Source organism: Phenylobacterium sp., from assembly GCF_016793225.1.
GTDB lineage: Bacteria > Pseudomonadota > Alphaproteobacteria > Caulobacterales > Caulobacteraceae > Phenylobacterium.
Map to the genome: position 1 here is coordinate 1 of NZ_JAEUMN010000019.1, position 5,976 is coordinate 5,976.

Below are 5,976 nucleotides of genomic sequence, written 5' to 3' on the forward strand. Positions count from 1 at the left end.
CGGCCGTCCGGCGCCTTCACGCGGCGCACCTGGGCGCCTCGCCCCGGCAGCCGCGCCCAGACCGGCAGCAGGAGGCCCGTGGCCAGGGTCAGCTCTCGGGTCCGCCAGGGATCGGCCTCGGCGATCTCGCCCGCCCAGGCGGCGCGCCAGGTCTGCGGCTCGGCGGGCGCCCAGGCCGACTCTTCGAAGGCCTTGGCCGTCTCCAGCGACTTCCCGTCGGGCCGGCGCAGGCGCACGGCCGGCAGCAGGCGGTCGTTGTCGTCCGTGGTCGTCAGGCCGAGCTCCACCAGCGCCGCGCGACCTGATCGTCCATTGATGGCCAGGACGGCGGCCTCGCCGAGTCCCTCGGCCAGATCGAGGGCCTCATCGACACTGAGGAACTCGCGCCGTGTCCGCAGCGCGAACCCCACCAGCCGGGTCTCTGCGCCTGTGGCCTCGTCGGTTCGGACGGTCTCCTCGGACAGGACCTGCAGGTCCTCGGCGACGATGTCCTCCAGGCCGTGGTCCAGCTGCCCGGAGGCCGCGGCGCGTTCGACCACCCCGGCCAGGATTTTCTCGTAGTCGGCGAACAGCGCGTTCTGGTCGGCGATACGCAGGGCCAGCAGGCGGTTGAGGAAGGTGTTCATCGGCGGCAGATCCTCACCGCCCTTCAACTGACCCTCGCTGTCCAGCAGCTTGAGCGCGGTCTTCGCTTCGAACGCCTCCAGCGACATGCTCTCGAGTTCGCCAAAGGCCAGCGCGCCGTAGAGCACCAGCAGGGCCCGCCGCGCCCAGGGGCTCTCGAGATTGTCCTCGGCCCGGAACAGGCCGGCGCCGGCGACCCGGCGCTCGCCGCGGGTCAGCGCGCCCAGCGAGTCCAGCCGCCGCGCGATGGTCGACAGGAAACGCTTCTCGCCGTGGATGTCGGTGGTGACCGGCCGGAAGAGCGGCGGGGACGCCTGATGGGTCCGATGCGTGCGCCCCAGGCCCTGGATGGCCGCATCGGCGCGCCAGCCCGGCTCGACCAGGTAGTGGACGCGCCGCTGGCGGTTCACGGCGTCCAGGGCGGCATGATAGCTGCGGCCGGTGCCGCCGGCGTCGGAGAACACCAGCACGCGCTTGCGCCCGTCCATGAAGGCGTCGGTCTCGGACTTGGCGGCCGAGGCGCCCCGGCGCTCCACGACGCGGCGGCCCTCGCGCAACACCACCCGCCGCGAGCGGCCGGTGATCTCCGCCACCGCGCCGGTCCCGAAGGCGTCGAGCACCGCGTCCAGAACCCCGGGCACCGCCGGCAGGCTCGCCAGCCCCGCGACCGTCTCGTCGCGCAGGCGCAGCGCTTCCTGGCTGTGCACCGGGCAGCCGTCCTTCATCACGGGCCGCAGGACCACCTGGTCGTCCTCGCCCTCGACGGATTCCATCAGCGCGGTCGGGAAGGCGCCCTGTAGGTAGTCGAGCACATACTCCTTGGGCGTCAGGTCCACCTGCAGGTTGCTCCACTCCTCCGGCGGGATCTCGTCCAGGCGGCGGTTCATCACCGCCTCGTTGGTCGATACGATCTGCACGACGGCCGAGCGCCCAGCGCCCAGATCGCGGCGGATCGCAGCCACCAGCGTCGGGGCCTTCAGGCCAGCCAGCAGATGGCCGAAGAAGCGCAGCTTGGCGCCTTCGAAGGCCGAGCGCAGCGCGCTCAGGGCGGCGCCGCTCACCACCCTGCCCTCCTCGTCCACGACGCCGATGGCCTGCAGTGCCGCGGCAAGGTTGGCGTGGATCACCTGGAAGGCGTCGGCCCAGGCATCCCAGATGGCGATGTCGTCGGCCGTCAGGGGATGCGCCAACGGCGAGTACTCGACCCCCTCGAAGGACAGGCTTCGGGCCACATAGAGGCCCATGGCCTTCAGCTCGCGCGCCACCAGCTCCATGAAGGCGATGCCGCCGGTCTCAGCCGCGTCGAGGAAGTCGGCGCGCGTGGTGAAGGGAGCCTCCGGCCCGCCCCAGAGGCCGAGCCGAGCCGCGTAGGCGAGGTTTGCGGGCTCGGTGGCCCCGGTCGCCGACACGTAGAACACCCGTGCGTCCGGGAGGCGGTTCTGCAGGGCGAGGCCCGCCAGCCCTTGTTGCGAAGCCTTCTTCGGGCCGCGCCCGCCGACCCCGCCCGCGGCATTGGCCATGGCATGGGCTTCGTCGAAGACGATGGCCCCGTCGAAGCCCGCGCCGAGCCAGGCCACGATCTGGTCGAGGCGGGAGAGGAGTCCGCCTCGGGCCGGCTGGCGCAGGGTGGCGTAGGTCGTGAAGAGCACGCCGCGCTCGAGCCGGATCGCCTCGCCCTGCTTCCAGCGCGACTGCGCCACCACCTCGTGCGCCGAGCCGCCGATGGCCTTCCAGTCGCGCTGGGCGTCCTCCAGCAGAGCCTCGTTCTTCGACAGCCAGACGGCGCGCATGCGTCCGTGCGCCATGTTGTCGGCGATGACCGCGGCGATCTGGCGGCCCTTGCCGGCGCCGGTGCCGTCGCCCAGGAACATGCCGCGCCGCAGCCGGAAGGCGCCCTCGGCCTCGGCGTCCACGGGCCGCAGCTCGTGGGCGGCCTCACCCGGTAGCCACCACCCCGACAGGTGCGCGCTGTGCGCCTCGCCGGCGTACACGACGGTCTCGGCCTGGGCGTCGGAGAGCCGTCCCTCCGCCCGCAGGACCGCCGGCAGACGGGGCCGATGCGTCGGCGCCGGCGGCGCCACGGACGCCATCGCCCCCGACTCCACCAGCGGCGTCGGATGCGGCTGCGCCGCCGCAAAGGCGATCCGACCCAGCCGCCAGGCCTGGTAGAGGCCCACGTCGCGCCCTTCGCCGGACCACACGGCCTCCGCATAGTCCAGGGTCTGGGCGTCCTCCAGGAAGCGCAGCGCGACCGCGGGTCCGCTGAGGCCGCGAGGCCGCAGCGCCAAGCCCACAGGCCCCACACGCGCCAGGCGCGGCTGACAGGTCGGTCGCGCCGACAGGCCTCCGGCCCAGGCGGCTGCGTCCGCCAGCGCCACGGCCGTCTCCAGCGCGGCGGGCTCCGCGCCCGCGCCGCGGTCGAGCACCAGGATCCCGGTCTCTACGCCGGTGCCATGCTTGGCGAAGGCCCCAGGCGGCAGGACCAAGCGCCCCACCACCCGCCCAACCCGCCGCACCGCCGCGAGCAAGCCGGCGTCGGTCAAAGCGCTCGCCGGCACGATGGCGGCCACGCGACCGCCCTCGGCCACGCACGCCAGCGCCGCCAGCACGTGCGAGCCCAGCCCCGCGAACGGCGGGTTCATGACGACAGCGTGGAAGCCCCCGGCCTCCGGCAGCAGGTCGCCGAGATGCGCCGCATCTAGCCGCGTGCGCGCCGCGCCCGGGAACAGTCCGTCCAGCAGCCCGGCGCGCCGGTCGCTGAGCTCATTGAGGGTGACGGACGCGCCGCACGCTTCCGCCACCGCGGCCACCATGCCCACGCCGGCCGACGGCTCCAGCACGTTGTCGCCGGGGCGTACCTGGGCGGCCAGCACCAGCAAGGCGGCCAGCGGCGCCGGGCTCGAGAACTGGTCCAGCGCCAGCTGATGTTCGGAGCGGCGGGTGTGGGTGAGCCCGAGCTCCACCAGATCGGCCAAGGCGCCCACGACCTCTGCCGGCGCGTCCTCGAGCCGCGCCACCTGGCCCGCGATCCGGCGGACCTGGAGCACCATGGCCGCCTCGATGGCGTCGTAGGCGTCTCGCCAGTCCCAGGCTCCCTCGGCGTCCGTCGCGCCGAAGGTGGTGGTGAGCACGGTGGAGACCACGCGCCGCTCAAGGGGGCGGCCGCGGAAGAGGTGAGGGGCGAGTGCGCGGCCGGCAGCGAGCAGGTTCTGCGGACGGTCGCCGGCGGCGTCGGCGGCGAAGAGCGGAAGGGCGGCGTTCATGTCGGAGCTCCGGCCCGGCGCGGAGGGCGGCTCCCTCCACTTCGCCGGGCTCGCCCCCGCCCACCCTTCCTCCGGCTCCAGTAGGACGGCGCCGTCCCGGAGCGACCGGAACGGCGCCGTCGACCCGACTGCGCACCGCGGAGGGAGCCGCTGTGGTCTCCGCAGCTGAGAGCGCTCCAGTCGTGCCCACGGCTCGGCCGCACCGGCTCTACGGTGCGAAGCGCCGGCCGTTCGCGACGGGCATGCGCGTCAGGCTTTCCCTCAGGCGGCGAGGGGCGCCTCGGCCGCATCGTCACCGACGGCTTCCGCTACCTCCGCGGGCGGTTCCTCCTCCTCGGCCTCGGCCGGCGGCTCGGCCGCCCAGGAGAGATAGGCCGGCGCCCAACCGCGCTCTGCCGCCCGCTCGGCGACCAGGGCGACCAGCTCGTCCTTCTTGCAGGCGCCGGCCCGGCTCTCGCCCGCGCCCATCTCGTCCAGCATGTCGAACAGCTTGGGCTTGGGATGGGCGGCCAGGAACCCGGCGTCCGGCGTCCAGTGCAGGGTGACGTCCGCCGAGCACAGGGCGGCGATCTCCACCGCCTCGGCCCGGGCCGAGCGGCGCACCGAGGTGGTCCGCTCCTCGCGCAGGTCAAGGCTCAGCGCCACGAGCTCGGCCAGCAGCGCCATCTTCTCGCCGTGCGCCAGGCCGTCGACCCAGGCGATCGGCGAGACCTCGGAAGCTTCCCAGGCCGCCCGCCGTTCGGCGAGGCGTCTGCGGACCTCGCCGTCCAGCGCCTCGATGGGCGACACCCCCACCCGCCCATAGGGCTCGGCGTCGATCGCCAGCGCGCCGCCGCCCTTGGCCCGGTTCTGCCGCAACACGAGGACCCCGAAGAGCCGCGCGACCAGGGCGGTCAGCGCCACCGCGGGATCGTCGGCCAGCGCCCGGATCAGGGCTCGCGTGGCGGTGTCGGTGCGCACGTCGTGCAGCACGTGGTTGACGCCCTCGAGCTCCGGCGTCGGGGCCACCGCCACCGGCACGACGCTGACCACCCCGCGGCGCACGATGGCCGTGGGCTGCAGCGCCCCGTCGCCCTCGTCCGCCTCGTCCCCGTCAACCTCGCGCTCGGGCCCGTCCTCGGTCTCCACGACCGGCGCCGGCGGCCCGAAGGCGCGCACGTCCAGGCCGGTGGACCCGTCGGAGAACACCTGCACGAGACTGATCTCTCGAAAGGGTTCGCCCGCCACGTCGGCGGCGAGCTTCGCCTCCAGCAAGGCGGCGATGGCCGCGTCCGCCTCGGCGTTCGACAGGTCCTGATCATGGAGGGCCGCGGCCGCATCCTGGGCGGCGTCCTGGGCCTGGTCCCAGGCCGAGAGCGCCTCGGCGTCCAGGCCCATGCCGTAGGCGTCCCCGAACGGCTCCAGCGCCGGGTCGTCGATCTGCGACGGCGCCACCGACACCAGGACCTGCACCGCCTCGGTCCGGAGGCCCGCCGACAGCGCCTCGGCGCGGGCGATCCAAGCGTCCTGCAGGATCTCGGGGTCGAGGATCACATCCGGCCGCTCCCCGAAGAGATCGCTCTCGAGGCGGCCGCCAGCCGCCCCGTAGCGCTCGGCGCCTACCAGCCTGAAGCGGCGGTCGCGCACGGTCACTTGGCCGGCGTCCAGCCGGTCGGTGATCCGCCACTCCTGGAAGCCGAAGCCGTTCAGGACCGCCTCGGCGATCTCGCCCTGCTCTTTCTTGCTGGGCACCCGCGCCATCAGCCGCGCCTGCTTCAGGTTGAGGCGTCCGCTCCGGAGCGCCTCGAGCGCCTTGGGGTGCAGTTCGGCGAGCGCCGAGAGCCGGCGCACATCGATCTCGGCGTAGCCCAGGGCGCCCGCGATCACCGCCGACGTCAGCTTGGCCTTCGCCATCTTGCCGATGGCGATGATCACGTCGGCCACATGCACCGGCACCGCGGTGTTGGTCAGCACGATCGCGGCGGCCTGGCGGGCCGGATCGGTCTCCACGAAGGCCGGCACCGGATAGTCCTCGGCGATGCGCCCGGCTTCCAGCAGCAGCTGCAGCGCCAGCCAGCGCCGCCGGCCGTCCAGGGCCATGGCGGGCTTC

2 protein-coding genes are annotated in these 5,976 nt (G+C 73.9%); both read right to left on the minus strand.

The features are described 5' to 3' along the window. A partial coding sequence (locus JNK30_RS01895; protein ID WP_293479623.1) for a strawberry notch family protein occupies window positions 1-3,887 on the minus strand: 3,887 nt, incomplete at its 3' end. A gap of 261 nt (window positions 3,888-4,148) precedes the next feature. Next, a partial coding sequence (locus tag JNK30_RS01900) for a chromosome partitioning protein ParB (protein ID WP_293479625.1) occupies window positions 4,149-5,976 on the minus strand: 1,828 nt, incomplete at its 5' end.